This window comes from Delftia sp. SD018 (assembly GCF_017355445.1).
Lineage (GTDB): Bacteria > Pseudomonadota > Gammaproteobacteria > Burkholderiales > Burkholderiaceae_C > Comamonas > Comamonas acidovorans.
Map to the genome: position 1 here is coordinate 1 of NZ_JADDRN010000001.1, position 18,331 is coordinate 18,331.

Consider the following 18,331-nt stretch of genomic DNA (forward strand, 5'->3'; position numbering starts at 1 on the left):
GACGGCTTACGCTTTCTAGTACGGTCACGTGGGCTCGGAGATGTGTACAAGAGCCATCACCCCGACCGCCGAACTTCCGGCCGAACTGCGCAGCACCCTGCCGTCCGCGCGCCTGATGGGCACGGCCGTGCTGCGCTTTTTCGGCCTGCGCGTCTATGAGGCGCGGCTGTGGGCCGCGCCCGGACTGCTGCCCGAGGACTACGCCCGCCACCCGTTTGCGCTGGAGCTGGTCTACGACCGCAAGCTCGAAGGCGCGGCCATTGCCGAGCGCTCCATCGCCGAAATGCGCAGGGTCGGCAGCTTCACCGAAGAGCAGGCCCGCCAATGGCTGGACCTGATGAAGCAGGCCTTTCCCGATGTGGTGGCCAAGGACCGGCTGCTGGGCCTGAACGACGGGCAGGGCAATGTGCGCTTTTTCCACAACGGCCGGCAGACGGCGCAGCTGCGCGATGCCGACTATGCGCGCCTGTTCTTCGGCATCTGGCTGGCGCCGCAGACCTCGGCGCCAGCCATGCGCACCTCGCTGCTGGGCCAGGGCTGAACGCCAGCGGACCATGCCATGACCTCCGTCCCGGCCCCCGCTCCTGCCCCCGTGCTGCCCTGGCGCACAGGGCTGGCCTATGGCGGGCTGGCCGCGCCGCTGGCCTTTGTGTCCCTGCCCCTGTATGTGAACCTGCCCTACCACTACGCCAGCGTGGCCGGCGCGCCGCTGGCCGGGCTGGGCGCGGTGCTGCTGGCCACGCGGGCGCTCGATGCCGTGGTCGATCCGGCCATTGGCCGCCAGGCCGACAGGCTGCTGCGCCAGGGTGTGCGGCCGGCCTGGAGGGCGGCTGCGCTGGGCAGCCTGCTGATGGTGCTGGGTTTCGGGGCGCTGTGGCATCCGCCGCGCGGCTCCGAGGCCGCCATGCTGGGCTGGCTGGCCGGCAGCCTGCTGGTGTGCACACTGGCCTACAGCTTCGTCACCATCCTCCACCAGGCCTGGGGCACCCGCTGGGGCGGGCAGCCCGCCTGGCGTGCCCGTGTGACGGCCTGGCGCGAGGGCGCCACGCTGGCGGGCGTGCTGCTGGCCAGCGTGCTGCCGGCCGTGATGGGCCTTGACGCCACCAGCGCCGTGCTGGCGCTGGGCCTGGCGCTGGGGCTTATGGGGCTGTACCGGCTCCGGGCGCCCGTGGCTCCTGTGCCCCATGTGTCCCATGTGTCCCATGTGTCCCATGTGTCCTCTGCGTCCCGCATGCCGCAACCGGAGTCCCCGGCCTCGGCCACCCTGGCCTTGTCCACTTCTCCGTGGGCGGATGCCGGGTTTCGCCGGCTGCTGGCCATCTTCATGCTCAATGGCGTGGCCGCGGCCGTGCCCGCCACCTTGCTGCCCTTCTTTGTGGCCGACAGGCTGCAGGCGCCTGCACTGCAGCCCCTGCTGCTGCTGTGCTTCTTTGGCGCGGCGGCCCTGGGCCTGCCGCTGTGGGTGAAGGCCGTCTCGCGCTGGGGCCTGGCGCCCAGCTGGCGGGCGGGCATGGTGGCCAGCGTGCTGGCCTTCGGCTTCACGCCCTGGCTGGGCGCGGGCGACGCCATGGCCTTTGCCGTGATCTGCCTGGCCAGCGGGCTGGCCCTGGGCGCGGACCTGGCCTTGCCGGGCGCACTGCTCACGGGCGTGATCCACGAGTCCGGCCAGGGCGGCCGGGGCGAGGGCCGCTACCTGGGCTGGTGGACCTGCGCCACCAAGCTCAACCTGGCCCTGGCTGCGGGCCTGGCCCTGCCCCTGCTGTCCGCCGCGGGCTACCGCAGCGGCGGCACCGACCCGGCCGGGCTGCAGGCGCTGGCCTGGGCCTATGGCGGGCTGCCCTGCCTGCTCAAGCTGGCGGCGGCGCTGCTGCTTTGGCGCGCCGAGCGATTGCATTCTTCCTGGAGTCACACATGAGCCACATCACCCACTGCGCTTCGTTTTCGCCGCTGCGGCGCGTCTGCCTGGGGGCGGCCTTGGCACTGTCCCTGGCGGGCTGTGCCGGGCCTTCGGTCCAGGACTACGCCAAGGAGCAGCCGACGCTGGACCTGCGCCAGTATTTCAACGGGCCGCTGACGGCGCACGGCATGTTCACGGACCGCTCGGGCAAGGTGGTCAAGCGATTCACCGTGCGCATGACGGGCCGCTGGAATGGCGACGAGGGATCCCTGGAGGAGCACTTCGTCTACAGCGACGGCAGCACGCAGGAGCGGGTCTGGCATATCCGCCACCTGGGCGACGGCCGCTACAGCGGCCGCGCCGACGACGTGGTGGGCGAGGCCCAGGGCCAGAGCGCGGGCAATGCCATCCGCTGGAGCTATGTGCTGGCCCTGCCCGTGAATGGGCGGGTCTGGAACGTCCACATGGATGACTGGATGTACCTCATGGACGGGCGCACCCTGCTCAACCGCACGGCCATGAGCAAGCTCGGCGTGCACCTGGGCGATGTGACGCTGTCCTTTGTCAAGGAGTGATGGCCATGCCGCTGTTCTCGCGCGGGCTGAACCCGCTGCTGGCTGACTGGAAGGGACGCTCGGCATGGGTGGTGGGTGCCTCCTCGGGCATAGGGCGAGCCACGGCCGAGGCGCTGCACCGGCAGGGCGCCCGCGTGATCGTCTCCGCACGGCACGGCGGCGCGCTGCAGGACTTCGTGCGCAGCCGCGAGGGCTGCCTGGCCCTGCCGCTGGACGTGACCGATGCCGCCGCCGTGGATGCGGCCGCCCAGGCCGTGCTGGCCCACGCGGGCGGGGCGCCCGACCTGATCCTCTACTGCGCAGGCCACTACCGGCCCCTGCGCGCCACCGAGTTCGACCTGGCCGAGATGCAGCACCACCTGGCCGTGAACTATGGCGGCGTGCTGCACCTGCTCGATGCCGCGCTGCCCATGCTGCTCAAGGCTGGCCGGGGCCATCTGGCCCTGGTCGGCTCGGTGGCCGGCTACCGGGGACTGCCCATGTCCCTGGCCTATGGCCCCACCAAGGCGGCGCTCAACAACCTGGCGGAAAACCTCTATCTGGACCTGCATGGCCTGGGCCTGGGCGTGTCCATCATCAATCCCGGCTTTGTCGATACGCCGCTGACGGCGCAAAACAGCTTCAGCATGCCGGCCCTGATTGGCGCCGACGAGGCGGCCCGGCATATGCTGCAGGGCTGGGCGCAGGGGCGTTTCGAGATGAATTTCCCGCGCCGCTTCACGCGCTGGGTGCGCCTGCTGCGCTGCCTGCCAGACGCCTGGTATTTCTCTGCGGTCCGCCGCTTCACCGGAGCATGAAACCCATGAGCAGCGGCATATCCGATCCGCGACTGGCCCGCTTGGCCCAGGCCTACGAGGCCCTGCGCCGCGACAACCTGCCGGCGCTGCTGTCCCTGTATGCCGAGCAGGCCCTGTTCAAGGACCCGTTCAACGAGGTGCGCGGCCACGCCGCGATCGAGCGCGTGTTTTCCCACATGTTCGAGCAGCTCGACCGGCCCCGCTTCGCCGTCAGCCACGGCGCGGTGCAGGGGGACAGCGGCTTCTTGCTGTGGGAGCTGGGCTTTGTGCGGGCATCCGGCCAGCCCATGCACATCTGCGGCACCAGCTACCTGGAGTTCGATGCGCAGGGGCTGGTGGCAGTGCACCGCGATTTCTGGGACCCGGTGGAGGAAATCTTCGCCAAGGTTCCCGTGCTGGGCGCCGTGGCCAGGGCGCTGCAGCACAAGCTCAGGGCGCCGCAGTAAGCAGCCGGGCCAACTGCGCCAGGGCGCCGTCCAGCGCGTCGAAACGCGGCGCACCCAGGCAGATGCGCAGCCCGCTGGCCTGCTCCTGCGGGTCCACCATGAGCGAGCCCGGATCGGTCAGCTTCAAGCCCAGCGCCGCTGCGGCCGATACCAGGCGGCCGGCGGCTTCGCGCTCCATGGGCAGCCAGGCGTTGTAGGCCTCGGGGTGCAGCACCAGGCCGGAGCCACTCAGGTGCGGGGCGAGGTGTGATGCGGCCAGCCGGCAGCGCCGCTGTGCCTCATGGCGCAGGTCGGCCTGCAGGGAAGCGACCACGCCGTGCGACAGCCATTCATCGATCACGGCGCAGGAGAGGGCCGAAGGCGCCATGGACATCCCCTGCACAAGCTCCACAGCCGCGCCGCCCAGCGAAGCGGGCAGCACCAGCATGCCCACCTGCAGCCCCGGGCCCAGGGACTTGGACAGCCCGTTCACATGCAGCGTGATCTCGGGCGCCAGCGTGGCCAGATGGGCCAAGGGTGCGTGATCGGTCAAGCAGGCGGCATACACGCCATCTTCGATGATCCAGGCGCCTGCGCTGCGGCAGATGTCCACGATCGCCTGCCTGCGCTCTGCGCCCATGGTGGCCGTGGTCGGGTTGTGCAGCGTGGGGGTGAGGTAGACCACCTTGCCTTCGGCGGCGGGAATGCCCTCCAGCGCATCGGCCAGCGCCTGCGGCAGCAGGCCCTGAGCGTCGATGGCCAGGCCCTGCAGGGCGCAGCCCTTGCGCCGGGCCAGGGCAATGGCGCCGGGGTAGGTGATGCGCTCGGTCAGCAGCTGGCCCTGGGGCTGGCAGACCAGATCGAAGGCCAGGGACAGAGCCTGGCGCGCGCTGCTGGTCAGCACCATGTGGTCGGGTTCCACGTTCAGGCCCAGCGTCTGCAGCCAGCGCACGAGCACGCGGCGATGCTCCAGGTGGCCCTGGGGCGGGGCATAGAAGTTGAAATGATCGGTATCGATGCTGCGCGCAATCCCTGTCAGCGTACGAGCCAGGACGCGCGCACTGATGGCGGCCGGCGGCGCGTTGGAAGACAGGTCGATGTCCTCGCCAGCCTGCGCCTGCTGTGACGCCACGAAGGTGCCCCGGCCCTTGACGCTGCGTGTCAGCCCCCGGCGCTCCAGCAGCGCATAGGCCCTGGTCACCGAGCCCAGGCCGATCTGCAGCCTGTCGGCCAGGTCCCTGTGGGCGGGGAGGCGGTCGCCGCCGGCGAGCTGGCCTTCGACGATGTCGTCGGCCAGGGCGCGCGCCAGCCGCTCGGCGGCACTGGCTTCAATGCGCGCAAGACGGGGCGTCCAGGGGGAGGGCAGGAGCATGGTCGGGGCAAGGAAAAAATGAGTGTGCCGTGACACTATTTCATTTGTCGATAGTGTAACGTTCACTCCATGTTCAGCCACATCACCGTCGGCGCCCGAGATCTCGAGCGGGCCGGCCGCTTCTATGACGCGGTGCTTTTTCCGCTGGGACTGCAGCGCCGCGCCGTCCAGCCCGATGGCGGGCCGGCCGCGCTGTGCTGGGTGGCGCCGCCGGCGGCCTTGCCGCGCTTTTATGTCTACAGCCCCTTCAACGGCGAGCCGGCCACGGTGGGCAATGGCGCCATGGTGGCCTTTGTGGCCCCGTCGCCCGACGCGGTGGACGCGGCCCATGCCGCCGGCCTGGCCCGGGGCGGCAGCGACGAAGGCCCGCCCGGCCCGCGCCCGCATTACGGCGATGGCTACTACGGCGCCTACCTGCGCGATCCCGACGGCAACAAGGTCCATGTGGTGCATCGCGCCGATGTGCGGCCGTAGCGCGGCACGGGCCCGCCGCCCGTCTCCCTTTCTTTTCCTTTCCATGCAACAAGGACCGTCTTCATGAGCATTGCCGTTCATATGGTCGACGTTTTCGCCAGCGGCCCGCTGTCCGGCAATCCGCTGGCCGTGATCACCGGTGGGCAGGCGATGACCACCGCACAGATGCAGCAACTGACACGCTGGTTCAACCTCTCCGAAACCGCGTTCCTGCTGCCGCCCACGCAGGCGCAGGCCGACTACCGCGTGAGGATTTTCACGCTGGACCGGGAGATGCCTTTTGCCGGCCATCCCACGCTGGGCAGCTGCCATGCCTGGCTGTCCCAGCACGGTGCGCCCAGGAACGCAGGCCACATCGTCCAGGAGTGCGGGGCGGGGCTGGTGCAGATACGGCAGGAGCATGGGCGGCTGGCATTCGCCGCGCCGCCCATGCTGCGCTTTGGCGCGCCCACCGCCGATGAGCTGGATGCCGCGCTGCGCATGCTGGGCATCACTGCCGAAGAGGTGCAGGGCGCCTCGTGGATAGACAACGGCCCCGGCTGGCTGGGCATCCGCCTGGCCTCGGCCGAGCAGGTGCTGGCGCTGAACCCGGCCCGGCAGTGGCCCACGCGCATGGACGTGGGCGTGGTGGGGCCCTATGCCAGGGGTGTCGGTGGTGCCAGCGGTGCCAGCCCTGCCGCCTGCGAGGTGCGCGCCTTCTTCTCCGATCACCAGGGCGCCATCGTCGAAGACCCCGTCACCGGCAGCCTCAACGCCTCGCTGGCGCAGTGGCTGTTTGCGACGGGGGTGATGGACAGCGACTACATTGCCGCCCAGGGCCGCTGCCTGGGCCGTGACGGCCGCATCTTCCTGACCCGTGACGGCACGGGCCAGGTCTGGGTGGGCGGCACTGCGCGCACCCATGTCGAAGGCGCACTGAGCGGCCTTTGATCCACACCGAAAGAAACCACGAATGACAGCGATACAAGAGAGCCCGCGCGCTCCCGTCTCATCGGCCAGGGCCAACCTGAAAATGCTGGTGCGCTACAAGGCCTGGGCCAACGGCCTGACCTTCAAGAGCGTGATGGAGCTGCCCGAAGGCGAGGCCCTGAAGCAGCGGCCCACGAGCTTCGGCAACATGGTGCGCACGCTGAACCACGTCCTTGTGGTGGAGGACATCTTCAGGCACCACCTGCAGGGCCGCAAACATGGCTACACCATGCGCAACACCGACCACACGCCCACGCTGCAGGCGCTGTGGGAATCGGTGCACGCAATGGACCGCTGGTATGTGGAGTTCGTCGACGCGTGCCCGGACGAGGAACTGGCGAAGGTCGTGCACTTCGAGTTCGTGGGCGGCGGGCAGGGCGCCATGACGCGCGAGCAGATCGTGCTGCACGTGGTGAACCACGGCAGCTACCACCGTGGCTTTGTCAGCGACATGATGTACCAGGTGCCCTTCGTGCCGCCGGCCAACGACCTGCCGGTGTTCCTCAGGGACTGCTACCGCGTGGACGAGCCGGCCTGCGGTTGATGCAGGGCCAGGGCCTGCTGCGCCAGGGCGCCCTGGAGCACGGGCAGCTCAGGCGGCGCGTCGCCGGGCAGGGCCCATCCCTGGCGCAGCGCACCGGCAAAACCGTCGGCCACGCGCGAGTAGGCGCGGCCGCTGGTCATCACCCGGGGCCGGGCCGACCAGGCGATGCGGGCGCCGCCGGCCGCCAGGCGGTCCACCAGGTCCTGGTCCTCGCCGCAGGTGCGTGCGTCGAACCCGCCGGCCTGGCGGTAGTGCCAGGCTGAGATGCCCAGGTTGGCGCCGTGCACGTGGCGGTGGCCGTCGCGGTCCGTGTAGGTGGTCTCGAAGTGCCGCCGCGCCGTGTCCGCCTGGACGCCGTGGGCCGACCAGTCGGCCACTTGCACTGTGCCGCAGACCACGTCGGACTGAAGCGCCAGCTGGTCTGCCAGCCAACTCCGAGAGACCGTGGTGTCGGCATCCGTGAATGCCAGCCAGCGGGCGCCCAGCAGCAGCAGGTACTCCGACCCCAGCGCGCGGGCCTTGCCCACGTTGCGCGCGGCAATCGGCAAGGGGATGGCGGGCCAGCGGCGCACGGCCGATTCGGTGGCGTCCTGGCAGCTGTCCAGCACCACGACGACGGCCACGGTCTCGCCTTGCAGGTCGGCATGGGCGGCCGCGCAAAACACGCTGTCCAGGCAGCGGCCTATGAGGTCTTCCTCGTCATGGGCTGGGATGCACACGCCGATCATCTGTCCGTCCTTTCAGGGGTTTTCTGCCAGATGTCCAGCTGGAAATCCGGCTCGCTGTGGCTCAGCAGCAAGTGCAGCTGCGCATGGGCCGACACGCTGTCATGCAGGGTGCGAGTGGTCTGCAGGTGATCGTGCGCCCCATGCCGCCAGTGGCACATGAGCCAGTGGCCGCCGCCCTGCAGCGAGGCCAGGCACTGGCGGTTGAAATGCGCCAGTGCCGCGTCGTCGAAGTAGTAGGCGAGCTCCGAGACCACGATGAGATCGAAGCCTTGCTGCGGCATCTGTGGCACCTGTGGCCATTGCCAGGGCAGGGGCAGGGCCTGCAGGTCCAGGCGGGCGCGGTCCTGCGGTGCAATCCGCTGGCGGCACAGATCCACGGCCCTGTCCGAGAAATCGACGGCGCACAGCCGGTCGCAGCGCTGCAGCAGGCGCTGCGTGGCCTCGCCATTGCCGCAGCCGGGCTCGAAGCCGTAGGCATAGCGCTCGCGCGGCAGGGCGGCCAGCAGCAGGTCGCGCTTGCGCCGCTCGTACCAGCGCGATGCGACCTGCCAGGGGTCGGGGTCGGCCTGGTACATCTGCTCGAAGTGCTGCCTGGCGCCGTTCATAGAAACACCACTTCAAACGGACGCAGCAGGCGCTGCGTGGCCCAGGACGGCAGGACGGCGTCGCGACCCGTGGACGGGTCTGGCAGCAGCTGGCTGCGAAAGCACGACAGGGCCTTGCGCTTGAGCGCCAGTTCCTGCGGTGCCAGCGCAATGGCGGCGGCGCGGTGCCAGGGCACGCGCGTGTCGCCGGGCTCGGCCCAGTGCCAGGCCCAGATCGGCAGCTCGAAGAGCCGGCAGCCCGTGCGAGCGGCCGCCGTGGCGCAGGCCTGGCCAGTGACCTCGTGGTCCGGGTGACCGTCTTCGCGCCAGGTGCACAGCAGTGCGTCCGAGGGCTGCAGCAACTGCTCCAGCCGCTGCAGCAACTGCGCTGCATGCTCGGCGATATGGCCGTCGGGCAGGCCCAGCCGCAGCACCTGCGCCTGCGGCGCAAGCAGGGCCAGGGCCTGGGTGCTCTCCTGCACGCGCTCGCGCACCAGACGCTGCGGCGGCCACAGCGTCGAGTCGGGGTGGCTGGCTCCTCCATCGGTCACGGAGACGATGAGGCAGGGCATGCCCCGCTCGGCACAGCGGTGCAGCAGGCCGGCGCAGCCCAGGATTTCGTCATCGGGGTGCGGCGCGACGATGACGGCGCGGCGCCGGCCGTCCAGCAGGTCGTCCATGGATACCTGCGCTGGCCGGCGTTGCGCAAACCAGGCCTGCCAGCGCGATTCGGGCGTGCCCCGGCCCTCGATGAGGCGCGGCTTCACAGCATCCATGCCGCGCCTCCCGGTGCCTGCGAGGCCTGTGCCTTCTCGGCCAGCAGGCGGCCGAGCGCCGCCTGGTCGCGCTCGGCATGGCTTTGGCGGATGAAGACGGGCAGGTCGGCCATCAGCTGCGCCAGGCCCCTGTTCTTGCACAGCGGGCCGGGACCGATGGCGCGCGGCACGCGCCGCAGCACCTCTTCGGCGGCGGCTTCCACGGCCAGGCGGGCGCGGCTCACGGCCAGCAGGCAGGGGTCCGATGGCGTGGCATCGATGTCTGCCGCAGCTTCGCGCAGCAGGCTGGCCGCGCTGCCCAGGGACACGTCCAGCGCGCCCAGATGGGCCAGGCGATGCGGGTCCCCGCCCTGGATGGCGGTCTGCAGCAGATGGCTGGCAATGCGGGCGGCGGCACCGTACCAGCAGGCGGCCACTCCCGCGCCACCGTGGTGAAAGCCGGGGCGGCTCAGGTACTGGCCCGGAGCCCCGACCAGCACGCCGGTGGCGCCGTCGAAGTGCACATCGGCGCTGGCGCTGGCGGCCATGCCCACGGCCTGCCAGTGGCTGTCGTCCCTGCGGATGCCGGGCTGGTCCATGGTGACGGCGATCAGGCAGCGCTGGCCGTCTGCCAGCCAGCCGCTGACCAGGGCGCGGTCCACGGCGCGTGCGCCGGAGCACCAGGGCTTGTGGCCGGACAGGCGAACCGCCGAGCCTGCCTGCAGCGTCGTGCGTTGCGTGGCGTCGGGAGATGCCGCCGTGGCCTGCACGCGCTCGCCCGGCGGCTCGGCGCACCAGACGGCCCAGCGCAGTCCCTCGGTGGCCAGGTCGGCCTGCAGTTCGGACAGGATGGCCAGGGCATCGGTATGGCCTTCATAGAGCTTGGCCAGGCCCAGGCTGTGGGCGGCCACTTCGGCCAGTGCTCGCCAGCGCTGCAGCGTGTGGCCATGGCCCGGCAGCGGCAGGCGGTCGGCGCCCTGCGCTACCAGCAGGGCCAATTGGTCCGCCGGCGACAGGTCCGCATGGCCGCGCAAGGCCTGGGCCAGCGTGTCGCTGCATGTCCACGCATTGGCGTGCTCGTCGTTGTGCTGGGCCATCACCGCTCACCTTCCTTTTTCGTGCCTTGCGCAGCCTGGAAAATGGGGGGAGACGCCAGGCGATGCCATCGTGCCGGGAGGATGAACGCGGCGCCGCAGGAGCAGGAAGGCATTACCTGTCGGAGACCACCGACCGGCAGGCGTCCCGTTCCACGCCGTCGGCAGTGCAGGCGGCCAGTTCCAGGCGCAGCGGTGCCTGCTCCTGCCTGATCGAGGGAACGGGGATGCCGAAGCCTTCCCTTTCCCTGTGCTCCATCGACCTGGCCTCTTTCAAGGCAGACAGAAAGGCCTTGCGCCACCAGTGCACATCCTGCTCGGCAATGCGCTGCAGCAGCCGCTGGTGCCGCTGGCGCCTTTCCTGCAGCGGCATCTGCAGGGCCTGCTGCACCACGGCTGCCGTACCGTGCACGTCGTAGGGATTGACCAGCAGCGCCTCCTGCAGCTGCTCGGCAGCGCCGGCAAACCGCGACAGCACCAGCACGCCCGGGTCGGCCGGGTCCTGGGCCGCCACGTACTCCTTGGCCACGAGGTTCATGCCGTCGCGCAGCGGGGTGACCAGGCCCACGGCCGCCGCGCGGCACAGGCCCGGAATGCCGTCGCGCGGCAGGGTCTGGTGGATGTAGCGCACGGGCATCCAGTCCAGCTCGCCGTAGTCGCCGTTGATGGCGCCGCACAGCGATTCGAGTTCACGCCGTATGTCGGCATACGCGTCCAGGCCCTCGCGCGTGGGCGAGCCGATCTGGATCAGCGTGGCGCTGCGGCGCTGCTCGGGATGGCGGGCCAGCAGCTCCCGGAAGGCGCGCAGGCGCTGCGGCAGGCCCTTGGAGTAGTCCAGCCGGTCTATGCCCAGCAGCAGGCGGCGCTGGGCGTATTCGTGCTTCATGCGCTCGTACATGTCCCGCGAGGCGCCGCCCTGTGCAAGCGCCATGAAACCATCCACATCGATGCCTATGGGGAAGGCGCGGCACACCAGGCGCTGGCCATGGGCGCGGAATGCGCCGTCGCCCAGGGCCTGGCCGCCCGCCTCCTCGCAGACATAGCGCTCGAAATGCTGCACGTCCTGTCGGGTCTGCAGGCCCACGAGGTCATAGGCGAACAGGCAGCGCATCAGCCATGCATGCTCGGGAATGGCCGCCAGCAGGGTCGGCGGGGGCAATGGGATGTGCAGGAAAAAGCCGATGCGCTGGCGGCAGCCCAGGGCGCGCAGCTCGGCCGCCAGCGGGATCAGGTGGTAGTCATGCACCCAGAGGATGTCGTCCTCCGCCAGCAGGGGCAGAAGACGGCGCGCAAGCAGCTGGTTCACGCGGCGGTAGCCGGCCGCAAGGCCCGTGTCGAAGTTCGCCAGGTCCAGCCGGCCATGGAAGACGGGCCACAGCACGCCATTGCTGTAGCCCGCGTAGTAGCTGTCGTGGTCTGCACGGTCCAGGTCCACCGTGGCCAGTGTGACCTTGCCGGCCTGGGAGCGGTGCACATGGCCGGCAGGCGCGGCCTGGGCACCGTCGTCGGTGACGGTTCCGCTCCAGCCGAACCACAGGCCGCCCGTCTGCCGCAGCGCATCGCCCATGGCCACGGCAAGGCCCCCGGCTGCGGTCCTGCACGGATCGGCCACGCGGTTGGAGATCACCACCAGCCGGCTCATGGCAGGGCCTCCGCGCAGGTCTGTGCCGCCAGGTGCATGCATGCGGACTGCAGCCAGGCGTGCACGGCCTGCGGGCTGTCCAGCCGGTGGCGGGCCCCGCTTGCGCCTTCGCCCACCTTGATCGCCATCCCGCCGTGCGCCTGCACCACGGCAAAGCCGCTCTCGTCCGTGACATCGTCACCGGCAAACACGGGGGTGCGGCCGGCGAACGGCTCTTCGCGCAGAAAGGCCGCAATGGCGCGGCCCTTGTCCACGCCCGCAGGCCTGACCTCCAGCACGCATTTGCCGTGCAGCAGCTCCAGACCGGGCAGGTGCCGCAGTGCGCGGCTCAATGTATCCAGGCACAGCGCCGCCAATTCTGGCGCGCGCCGGTAGTGCAGTGCGACCGAGGAGCGCTTGCGCTCCACCAGCAGGCGGGGATGATCGGCCGCCAAGGCATTGCACAACTGCAGCACGGTCTCTGGCATGGCCAATGGCTGCGGGTGCAGACGGCCTGCGGCATCCCGCCGCTGCAGGCCATGCTCGCAGGCGGCGGGCAGGCACAGCGGCGCCAGGTAGCGGTCCAGCACCTCGATCTGACGGCCTGTGATGATGGCCAGCGCGCCATCGAGCCGGCCCTGCAGGCCGGCCAGCAGCGGGAGCAGGGCGGGATCCGGCCGGATGGCGTCCGGTGTCTCGGCCAGGGGCACGAGCGTGCCATCGAAGTCGAGGAACAGCGCGGATCTGCAGGTGGGGAGCGGAGGTGTTTCCATGGAGAGACCAAGGTATCGAGTGCCGGGTCCATCGGCCGTCAGCCGAGCGCTTGTGCGGGGATCGGCCATGCGCCGCAGTCTCTCGATGAAAGCGGCCCGGTCAGCCCATGAGCGCCGGCACCAGGCGCAAAATGGCCTCGCCCAGAATGCCCTGCAGGGCTGCGGCCTGCCAGAGCAGGCCCACGTTGTCCAGCGTGGCGCGCGCCCCGGGCTGCAGATGGCCGGACCATGATCGGGCCAGCAAAAAGCCGCCCAGCACCATCATCAGCACGCAGTGAAAGCCCTGGTAGGCCACGATGACGCCCACGGCCGCGCTCCAGCCGTCCGCACGCGGTGAAAGCCCCGCGTCCAGATGGCCTGCCAGTGACAGACCAAAGGCCCCCACCGCGCACACCAGGGCCCCCAAGGCGCAGGCACGCAGCAGGCGCTGCCTGTGCGGTCCGTCTCCCAAAGGTGAGCGCGTGCAGTGCCGCAGCAGCAGGGCACTGGCGGCCAGCAGCAGCACGTTGGCCATGGCCCGGGAGGGCGCGGGCAGGACCGCGCCCGGCGGAGGGCAGACCTCCAGCGCCATCGACAGGTGGATGTAGGCATAGGCGAAGGAGGCGAAGACCGTGAAGTCCACGGTGCACAGGATGAGCACGGCCCACCAGGAATGCGATCGCCTGCCGGCCGGCTGCACGGGCAGGAAGACGCCCGTGGCCACCTCGGCCCGTGGGGCCGGCGCAGTGCGGTCCAGTTGCCAGATCCAGGCCAGCATGGCGGCGATGGCGCCCAGGCCGCAGGCAAAGGCCAGCGCCACCCATTCCACGGTCAGCAGCAAAAAGAAGGCGGCCGTGCCCGCTGCGGCCAGCAGCGGCGGCCAGCCGTCGGTGGGCAGGCGCAGCAGCTGCACGGGCCGGGCGCTGCGCGCATCGGTGAGCAGGGTTTCCCGGTCGCCGAAGACGGTGCCGGGCAGCCAGTAGCGCCCTTCCTCCACTTCCTGCGCCAGCGATGGCCTGTCCCACAGCGGCTCGGTGCCGCGCACTTCGGGAATGCTGCGCACGCCGTACTCGCGCGGCGGCAGCCATTCCAGCGTGCCTGCGCGCCAGGGATTGCCATGGTCGCGGTCCGGCCGGCGCACGGCCCGGGCCACGTCGATGAACAGCAGCAGCACGCCCAGCGCAAAGATGAAGGCGCCCACGGTGGACAGCAGGTTCAGCCCGTTCCAGCCCAGCGCGTCCGCGTAGGTGTAGACACGGCGCGGCATGCCCAGCAGGCCTGTCAGGTGCATGGGGAAAAAGGCGATGTTGAAGCCGCCGAACAGCAGGGCGAATATCCAGCGTCCCAGCCGCTCGGACAGCGCCGCGCCGTTGAACACGGGCAGCCAGTAGTACAGGGCCGCGAACACGGGGAACACCATGCCGCCGATCAGCACGTAGTGCAGGTGGGCGACGATGAAGTAGCTGTCATGCGCCTGCCAGTCGAACGGAATCACGGCCACCATCACCCCCGTCAGCCCGCCCAGAACGAAGATGAGGTGAAAGCCCAGCAGGAACAGCGTGGGCGTGTCCATGCGCACGCGGCCCTGCCAGAAGGTGGCAATCCAGGCGAAGACCTGAAGCCCGCTCGGAATGGCCACCACGAAGCTGGCGATGGAAGTCAGCAGCAGCGCCGTCAGCCCCAGGCCGGCCGCGAACATGTGGTGTATCCACAGCAGCAGGCTGACCACGCCCACGCCGGCCAGCGCCCAGACCACGGCGCGCTGGCCCACCAGGGGCGTGCCTGCCATGGCGGGCACCATCATGGACACCATGCCGGCCGCAGGCAGGAAGATGATGTAGACCTCCGGGTGGCCGAAGAACCAGAAGAGATGCTGCCAGAGCACCGGGTCGCCGCCGGACTGCGGATTGAAGAAGGGCCAGTCGAAGGCGCGCTCCAGCTCCAGCAGCGTGGTGGCCGCGATCACGGCCGGGAAGGCGAACACGATCATCAGCGCGCTGACCAGGGTGGCCCAGGCGAACACCGGCATCCGGCCCAGCGTCATGCCCGGTGCGCGCGTGAAGAGGATGCCGACGATCAGCTCGATGGCGCCCGCAATCGCCGAGATCTCGATGAAGCCGATGCCCAGCAGCCAGAAGTCCGCGCCGATGCCGGGCGAGTACTGCTTGTTCGTGAGCGGCGGGTACATGAACCAGCCGCCATCGGGCGACACACCCCAGAAGATGGTGCAGAAGAACGCCAGGCCGCCGATCGCATAGGCCCAGAAGGCATAGGCGGACAGCCGGGGAAAGGGCAGGTCCCGGGCGCCCAGCATGCCCGGCAGCAGAAAGACTGCAATCGCCTCCACCACGGGCACGGCGAACAGGAACATCATCACCGTGCCGTGCATGGTGAACATCTGGTTGTAGGTGGCGGCGTCCAGCAGGTCGTTGTCTGGCACGGCCAGCTGCACGCGCATCACCAGCGCCAGGATGCCGCCCAGCACGAAGAACAGCAGAGCCGTCACGATGTAGAAGGCGCCGATCTGCGTGTTGTTCACGGCGCTGAAAATGCGCCAGCCGCGCGGGCGTGCCCAGGCACGCTCCAGTGCTTCGCGCTCGCCGGCGGGGCGGGGCAGGGCGCTGGGAAAGCCGTGCGGCGGGGCAGCATCTATTTCAGGGTGCTCAGCCATGCGGCGATGTCTTCCAGTTCGTGGTCGGGCACACGCCCGGCGCCCGAGGGCATGCGCGCCCCGGCCTTGAGCTGCTGCGTATGGGTGATCCAGGAGCGAAGGTTCTGCGGCGTGTTGGGCAGGCTGGCGGCGGCCAGCGACAAGCGGCCGCCCACATGGGTCAGGTCCGGCCCCAGGCCGCGCGAGGCCTCGTCGGCCACGCCGCGCACGCGGTGGCAGAAGCTGCAGCGGTGCTTCTCGAAGGCCTGCAGCCCCGGGTGGTTCTCGGCAACGGAGGCGGGCCGCGCCTGCGCGGCGGACCAGCGCTCGAACGCCTGGGGCGCCACCACCAGTACGTCGAGCGCCATGCGCGCATGCTGCTCGCCGCAATACTCGGCGCATTGCCCGCGCCAGCGGCCCTCGGTTGTGGGCTGTACCAGCAGGTGCTGCAGACGGCCCGGCACCATGTCCATTTTTCCGCCCAGTGCCGGCACCCAGAAGCTGTGGATCACATCGCCGCTGGCCAGCGCGAAGTACACGGGCCGGCCCACGGGCAGCCGGACCTCGTTGGCCGTCACGAACTCGGCGCCCGTGCGCGGATCGCTGTAGCGTATGTCCCACCACCACAGGTGTGCCGTCACGGTCACCACCAATGCGTCGGCCGGGGGCATGGGGCGCCAGTCGGGGCGGCGGCTTTCTCCGTAGAAGAACAGGGCTGTCAGCACGGCAACGGGCAGGGCGATGCCGCCACCGACCAGCCACAGGCGCACGCGCACCGGGCGCGCGCGGCCCAGCGACAGGGCCAGCAGCAGCATCACGCCCAGCAGCAGCGCCGCCGCGCCCACGGACAGCACGGCACTGAGTTCTCCGAACGAGGCCGCCTGCACGCTGCCCGCATGCAGCGATGACTGGGGGGTGGCGGCCGCCGTGCCGCTCATTGGAGGCTGCCCAGGTAGGCCGCCATGTCGCGCGCCTGCGCGGCCGATACGCCCAGCGACGGCATGGTGGTGGAGGGCACCAGTGCCTGCGGGTGCACGATCCAGGCGCTCAGGAGGTCCGGAAGGTTGGGCAGCCGCCCGGCGATATAGCTGCGCCGCCCGAAGCCGTCCAGCGGCGTGGCGTCCCGTCCCCGGGCATCGGCCACCCCCGGAATGCTGTGGCAGCTGCCGCAGCGGTACTGGGCCAGCAGGAGCCTGCCGCGCTCGACCGACGCGCTTTCCTGGCCAGCTGCCGCACCGCCGCACGCAAGCCAGAAGGCGGCGCACAGGCTTGCGGCGACTCGCTGGCGCCGGTGCAGGAAGGAGGGGAGCGCCTCGGGCATGGGGAAATTATTCCGCGTCCCCAATCAGGATCTGCTGACATTCGCGCAGCAGGGTGGGTAGGACAATTTCTCATGGCCTCCACCAAGCTGCGCACCGTGGCACTCACGCTTTTGGCCGTTGCCTGCGGGGCAGCGGGGCTGGCTGCTGCCCTGGTGTCCAGCGGCGTCTACAACGTGGCCGCCAATCGCCAGCACCTGAAGCCGGTCTACCAGTTGCTGGACATTGCCATGCGCCAGTCCGTGCGCTACCACGCGCGGGGCCTGGAGCCGCCGCGCGCGGCGGACGAAGCCATGCTGGCGCGCGGTGCGCAGTGCTATCGCCAGCACTGCGTGCAGTGCCACGGCGGCCCCGGCGTGGCCCAGGGGGCGGCGGGCCAGGGCATGCAGCCGCTGCCCGGCCCCCTGATCGACGCCACGCAGCGATGGAACGCCGGCCAGCTGTACTGGCTCACGCGCAACGGGCTGAAGATGACGGGCATGCCTTCCTGGGAATTTCGCCTGTCGGAGGACGATCTCTGGGCGGTGGTCGCCTTCGTGCAGAAGATGCCGCAGCTGTCGCCACCGCAGTTCGCCGCGATGGCGGGGCAGGACTGGGTGGTGGGCTCCGCAGGACACGCGGGCCGGGACGATGCCTTCCAGCCGTGCAGGCCGCCCGTGCAGGCGCTGCGGCCCGGGGATGCCGTGCGCGGGCAGCGGGCCCTGTACCAGTACGCCTGTGTGGGCTGCCACACGGTGGCGGGCCAGGCCCAGGCCAGCCCGCAGGTGGGGCCGCCGCTGGACGGCATGGCGCGCCGTACCCGCATTGCCGGCGTGCTGGACAACACACCCGACAACATGGTGCGCTGGCTGGTGCAGACCGACGCCGTCAAGCCAGGAACCGCCATGCCCGCCATGGGGGTCGCCGAGCAGGATGCACGGGACATTGCTGCCTACCTGGCCAGCTTGCGCTAGCGCTGGCTCAACGCTCGGCTTTGATGGAGCCGCGGATGTTGGTGATGGCCAGGCAGGCCTGCAGCGTCACCAGTGCCCAGGCGCCGGAGGACCATCCCCACAGCGCCCACAGCACATTGCTGAGCATCAGGATCCAGAAGCCCACATTGCGCCGCCCGGCGGAACGCGAGCCCACCCACCATGCGCCGATGAGGGAGGCCGCAAAGGCAGGCCACTGGAGCCAATCGGGAATGTCTGGCATGGGTTCTACCTGGATGGAGTGCAGTCAGGCCGCCTCAGTTGCCGGGCCGTGCCGGGTCGTCCTCGTCGATGGAGTGGCATTCCTTGCAGGCTCCGCTTTCGCGCGCGCGGGCGGCCAGGTTGACGTAGAAGGACGCCACTTGCTGCAGCTGTTCCTCGTCCAGCCCCTCGATGCCGATCATGCGGTTGCTGGCAATCTTGTTGGCTGCCAGCAGCTCGTTGAGCTTCAGGTGCAGGGCCACGCTGTCCTTGTTCTGGCTTTGCTGGATGAGGAACACCATCAGAAAGGTCACGATGGTCGTGCCCGTGTTGATGACCAGCTGCCAGTTCTCCGAGAAGTGGAACATCGGCCCCGCCACGGCCCATACGGCCACGCAGAGCAGGGCCACGCAAAAGGCCATGGGCGTGCCGGCCCAGCGCGTCACCCTGCTGGCGAAATGATCGAAGGCCGACAGCAGGCGCGAGTGGTCGGCATACGAGGCACTGCTGGTCTCGGGCATGGAGCCCAGGGCGTCTCCCGGTGTGCGGCGGCTTGGTGTGGAACTTGTGCTTTGCATGGGGGAAAACCGTCCGGAAAAAATC

The 18,331-nt window shown here is 70.0% G+C and carries 21 protein-coding genes; 9 read left to right on the plus strand and 12 right to left on the minus strand.

Going from position 1 to position 18,331, the window contains the following annotated elements; all coding sequences use genetic code 11:
• Positions 1-40 precede the first annotated feature (40 nt).
• The 5 genes from INR38_RS00005 to INR38_RS00025 are packed head-to-tail and all read left to right on the plus strand — an operon-like array spanning position 41 to position 3,715.
• Positions 41-541: a hypothetical protein gene (locus tag INR38_RS00005; protein WP_242698918.1), complete on the plus strand. Its 501-nt coding sequence runs from the start codon at positions 41-43 to the stop codon at positions 539-541.
• Between the two features lie 18 nt (positions 542-559).
• Positions 560-1,915, plus strand: a complete 1,356-nt coding sequence (locus INR38_RS00010) for an MFS transporter (RefSeq protein WP_207442487.1) — start codon at positions 560-562, stop codon at positions 1,913-1,915.
• Positions 1,912-2,472 carry a DUF3833 domain-containing protein gene (locus INR38_RS00015; RefSeq protein ID WP_043821604.1) on the plus strand — a complete coding sequence of 187 codons (561 nt, stop codon included), beginning with the start codon at positions 1,912-1,914 and terminating at the stop codon, positions 2,470-2,472. Before INR38_RS00010 ends, INR38_RS00015 begins: the two co-directional genes overlap by 4 nt.
• Before the next feature lie 5 nt (positions 2,473-2,477).
• Positions 2,478-3,269: an SDR family NAD(P)-dependent oxidoreductase gene (locus tag INR38_RS00020; protein WP_207442486.1), complete on the plus strand. Its 792-nt coding sequence runs from the start codon at positions 2,478-2,480 to the stop codon at positions 3,267-3,269.
• 5 nt (positions 3,270-3,274) lie between these two features.
• Positions 3,275-3,715 carry a nuclear transport factor 2 family protein gene (locus INR38_RS00025; protein WP_207442485.1) on the plus strand — a complete coding sequence of 147 codons (441 nt, stop codon included), beginning with the start codon at positions 3,275-3,277 and terminating at the stop codon, positions 3,713-3,715.
• On the opposite strand, the gene INR38_RS00030 is transcribed toward INR38_RS00025, so the two are convergent.
• A complete protein-coding gene (locus INR38_RS00030) occupies positions 3,699-5,066 on the minus strand; it encodes a PLP-dependent aminotransferase family protein (RefSeq protein WP_207442484.1) in 1,368 nt (455 codons plus the stop codon). The genes INR38_RS00025 and INR38_RS00030 overlap by 17 nt on opposite strands.
• Positions 5,067-5,135: 69 nt before the next feature.
• Here INR38_RS00030 and INR38_RS00035 point away from each other — a divergent pair, with 69 nt between their 5' ends.
• The 3 genes from INR38_RS00035 (at position 5,136) to INR38_RS00045 (ending at position 7,053) form a co-directional block, all read left to right on the plus strand.
• Positions 5,136-5,540 (plus strand): VOC family protein, encoded by a 405-nt coding sequence (locus tag INR38_RS00035; protein ID WP_207442483.1) that lies wholly within the window; start codon positions 5,136-5,138, stop codon positions 5,538-5,540.
• Between the two features lie 63 nt (positions 5,541-5,603).
• A complete protein-coding gene (locus INR38_RS00040) occupies positions 5,604-6,470 on the plus strand; it encodes a PhzF family phenazine biosynthesis protein (protein WP_207442482.1) in 867 nt (288 codons plus the stop codon).
• A gap of 22 nt (positions 6,471-6,492) precedes the next feature.
• A complete protein-coding gene (locus INR38_RS00045) occupies positions 6,493-7,053 on the plus strand; it encodes a DinB family protein (RefSeq protein ID WP_207442481.1) in 561 nt (186 codons plus the stop codon).
• Here INR38_RS00045 and INR38_RS00050 read toward each other — a convergent pair.
• From INR38_RS00050 to INR38_RS00090, 9 genes are all read right to left on the minus strand, one after another.
• Positions 7,023-7,781 carry a glycosyltransferase gene (locus tag INR38_RS00050; protein WP_207442480.1) on the minus strand — a complete coding sequence of 253 codons (759 nt, stop codon included), beginning with the start codon at positions 7,779-7,781 and terminating at the stop codon, positions 7,023-7,025. The two genes, INR38_RS00045 and INR38_RS00050, sit on opposite strands and share 31 nt — an antisense overlap.
• The gene (locus INR38_RS00055) at positions 7,778-8,386 is read right to left on the minus strand and encodes a class I SAM-dependent methyltransferase (protein ID WP_207442479.1); all 609 of its coding nucleotides are present in this window, start codon (positions 8,384-8,386) and stop codon (positions 7,778-7,780) included. The genes INR38_RS00050 and INR38_RS00055 overlap by 4 nt, the downstream gene beginning before the upstream one ends.
• Positions 8,383-9,141 (minus strand): PIG-L family deacetylase, encoded by a 759-nt coding sequence (locus INR38_RS00060; protein ID WP_207442478.1) that lies wholly within the window; start codon positions 9,139-9,141, stop codon positions 8,383-8,385. The genes INR38_RS00055 and INR38_RS00060 overlap by 4 nt, the downstream gene beginning before the upstream one ends.
• Positions 9,129-10,217 carry an acyl-CoA dehydrogenase family protein gene (locus tag INR38_RS00065; RefSeq protein ID WP_207442477.1) on the minus strand — a complete coding sequence of 363 codons (1,089 nt, stop codon included), beginning with the start codon at positions 10,215-10,217 and terminating at the stop codon, positions 9,129-9,131. The genes INR38_RS00060 and INR38_RS00065 overlap by 13 nt, the downstream gene beginning before the upstream one ends.
• Before the next feature lie 112 nt (positions 10,218-10,329).
• A complete protein-coding gene (locus INR38_RS00070) occupies positions 10,330-11,856 on the minus strand; it encodes a trehalose-6-phosphate synthase (RefSeq protein WP_207442476.1) in 1,527 nt (508 codons plus the stop codon).
• The gene (otsB, locus tag INR38_RS00075) at positions 11,853-12,608 is read right to left on the minus strand and encodes a trehalose-phosphatase (RefSeq protein ID WP_242698919.1); all 756 of its coding nucleotides are present in this window, start codon (positions 12,606-12,608) and stop codon (positions 11,853-11,855) included. The genes INR38_RS00070 and otsB overlap by 4 nt, the downstream gene beginning before the upstream one ends.
• Before the next feature lie 100 nt (positions 12,609-12,708).
• Positions 12,709-15,258, minus strand: coding sequence for a cbb3-type cytochrome c oxidase subunit I (locus INR38_RS00080; RefSeq protein ID WP_207442474.1), 2,550 nt, complete (start codon positions 15,256-15,258; stop codon positions 12,709-12,711).
• The gene (locus tag INR38_RS00085) at positions 15,237-16,175 is read right to left on the minus strand and encodes a c-type cytochrome (protein WP_097205696.1); all 939 of its coding nucleotides are present in this window, start codon (positions 16,173-16,175) and stop codon (positions 15,237-15,239) included. Before INR38_RS00085 ends, INR38_RS00080 begins: the two co-directional genes overlap by 22 nt.
• Positions 16,172-16,558: a c-type cytochrome gene (locus INR38_RS00090; protein WP_013800486.1), complete on the minus strand. Its 387-nt coding sequence runs from the start codon at positions 16,556-16,558 to the stop codon at positions 16,172-16,174. The genes INR38_RS00085 and INR38_RS00090 overlap by 4 nt, the downstream gene beginning before the upstream one ends.
• 72 nt (positions 16,559-16,630) lie before the next feature.
• Here INR38_RS00090 and INR38_RS28870 point away from each other — a divergent pair, with 72 nt between their 5' ends.
• Positions 16,631-17,509, plus strand: a complete 879-nt coding sequence (locus INR38_RS28870) for a c-type cytochrome (protein WP_207442473.1) — start codon at positions 16,631-16,633, stop codon at positions 17,507-17,509.
• A gap of 7 nt (positions 17,510-17,516) precedes the next feature.
• On the opposite strand, the gene INR38_RS00100 is transcribed toward INR38_RS28870, so the two are convergent.
• Positions 17,517-17,750 (minus strand): hypothetical protein, encoded by a 234-nt coding sequence (locus INR38_RS00100; RefSeq protein ID WP_013800488.1) that lies wholly within the window; start codon positions 17,748-17,750, stop codon positions 17,517-17,519.
• 34 nt (positions 17,751-17,784) lie between these two features.
• Entirely contained in the window at positions 17,785-18,306 is a 522-nt protein-coding gene (locus INR38_RS00105; RefSeq protein ID WP_207442472.1) for a low affinity iron permease family protein, read from the minus strand.
• Positions 18,307-18,331 lie beyond the last annotated feature (25 nt).

Excerpts from the sequence above, each read along its gene's own strand:
- INR38_RS00005 (WP_242698918.1), top strand. The coding sequence starts at position 41 with ATGTGTACAAGAGCCATCACCCCGACCGCCGAACTTCCGGCCGAACTG.
- INR38_RS00010 (WP_207442487.1), top strand. The coding sequence starts at position 560 with ATGACCTCCGTCCCGGCCCCCGCTCCTGCCCCCGTGCTGCCCTGGCGC.
- INR38_RS00015 (WP_043821604.1), top strand. The coding sequence starts at position 1,912 with ATGAGCCACATCACCCACTGCGCTTCGTTTTCGCCGCTGCGGCGCGTC.
- INR38_RS00020 (WP_207442486.1), top strand. The coding sequence starts at position 2,478 with ATGCCGCTGTTCTCGCGCGGGCTGAACCCGCTGCTGGCTGACTGGAAG.
- INR38_RS00025 (WP_207442485.1), top strand. The coding sequence starts at position 3,275 with ATGAGCAGCGGCATATCCGATCCGCGACTGGCCCGCTTGGCCCAGGCC.
- INR38_RS00030 (WP_207442484.1), bottom strand. The coding sequence starts at position 5,066 with ATGCTCCTGCCCTCCCCCTGGACGCCCCGTCTTGCGCGCATTGAAGCC.
- INR38_RS00035 (WP_207442483.1), top strand. The coding sequence starts at position 5,136 with ATGTTCAGCCACATCACCGTCGGCGCCCGAGATCTCGAGCGGGCCGGC.
- INR38_RS00040 (WP_207442482.1), top strand. The coding sequence starts at position 5,604 with ATGAGCATTGCCGTTCATATGGTCGACGTTTTCGCCAGCGGCCCGCTG.
- INR38_RS00045 (WP_207442481.1), top strand. The coding sequence starts at position 6,493 with ATGACAGCGATACAAGAGAGCCCGCGCGCTCCCGTCTCATCGGCCAGG.
- INR38_RS00050 (WP_207442480.1), bottom strand. The coding sequence starts at position 7,781 with ATGATCGGCGTGTGCATCCCAGCCCATGACGAGGAAGACCTCATAGGC.
- INR38_RS00055 (WP_207442479.1), bottom strand. The coding sequence starts at position 8,386 with ATGAACGGCGCCAGGCAGCACTTCGAGCAGATGTACCAGGCCGACCCC.
- INR38_RS00060 (WP_207442478.1), bottom strand. The coding sequence starts at position 9,141 with ATGGATGCTGTGAAGCCGCGCCTCATCGAGGGCCGGGGCACGCCCGAA.
- INR38_RS00065 (WP_207442477.1), bottom strand. The coding sequence starts at position 10,217 with ATGGCCCAGCACAACGACGAGCACGCCAATGCGTGGACATGCAGCGAC.
- INR38_RS00070 (WP_207442476.1), bottom strand. The coding sequence starts at position 11,856 with ATGAGCCGGCTGGTGGTGATCTCCAACCGCGTGGCCGATCCGTGCAGG.
- otsB (WP_242698919.1), bottom strand. The coding sequence starts at position 12,608 with ATGGAAACACCTCCGCTCCCCACCTGCAGATCCGCGCTGTTCCTCGAC.
- INR38_RS00080 (WP_207442474.1), bottom strand. The coding sequence starts at position 15,258 with ATGGCTGAGCACCCTGAAATAGATGCTGCCCCGCCGCACGGCTTTCCC.
- INR38_RS00085 (WP_097205696.1), bottom strand. The coding sequence starts at position 16,175 with ATGAGCGGCACGGCGGCCGCCACCCCCCAGTCATCGCTGCATGCGGGC.
- INR38_RS00090 (WP_013800486.1), bottom strand. The coding sequence starts at position 16,558 with ATGCCCGAGGCGCTCCCCTCCTTCCTGCACCGGCGCCAGCGAGTCGCC.
- INR38_RS28870 (WP_207442473.1), top strand. The coding sequence starts at position 16,631 with ATGGCCTCCACCAAGCTGCGCACCGTGGCACTCACGCTTTTGGCCGTT.
- INR38_RS00100 (WP_013800488.1), bottom strand. The coding sequence starts at position 17,750 with ATGCCAGACATTCCCGATTGGCTCCAGTGGCCTGCCTTTGCGGCCTCC.
- INR38_RS00105 (WP_207442472.1), bottom strand. The coding sequence starts at position 18,306 with ATGCAAAGCACAAGTTCCACACCAAGCCGCCGCACACCGGGAGACGCC.